Annotated in this window: 1 protein-coding gene; it reads right to left on the reverse strand. The window is 71.7% G+C overall.

All coding sequences use genetic code 11. The features are described 5' to 3' along the window. Positions 1–25: 25 nt before the first annotated feature. Positions 26–509: tyrosine-type recombinase/integrase (locus K933_RS16785; protein ID WP_023395952.1), on the reverse strand; the 484-nt coding region annotated here is incomplete at its 5' end.

A 509-nucleotide genomic window follows, 5' to 3' on the forward strand; every position in this document is an offset into this window, starting at 1 on the left:
GTAACGCTGTATCGCTGTTTCCGTGTTACAGCCACCCGACGCTGTCGCGGGCCTCCCGCTGGACCTCCGGCGAGTAGCTTCCCCGGTAGTGCTCCAAGAACGTCTCCAAGTCGGACCAGCCACCCCATTCACAGACGAGGAGGGGGTCGACCTCGGCGGCGCCGGCGAGCAGGGTCGCCCACGTCCGCCGGAAGTCGTGCGCGGAGAGGTCGAGCCAGCCGTCGTCGTCGTACTCGGCGGCCGCCCGCTCGGCGTACTGCTTGACCCACCGGCGGACCGTCCGGGTGCTGGCGTCGACGAGCGGCGCGTCACTCGGCTCCTCTCGCACGTCGTCGACGGTCCGGATGGTAGTGGCGAGGTTCGGCGGCACGGGCGTCTCGCGGTACTTGTCGCCCTTCGCGGCGTCCTCCCGAACGCGGAGCATCGTCCCGGCGGGGCCGTCGACCACGTCCGCCGGGGTCACCGCGACGATCTCGGCGCTCCGGAGGCCGCACCGGAGGCCGAGTCCG

Source organism: Candidatus Halobonum tyrrellensis G22 (genome assembly GCF_000495475.1).
Classification (GTDB): Archaea; Halobacteriota; Halobacteria; order Halobacteriales; family Haloferacaceae; genus Halobonum; species Halobonum tyrrellense.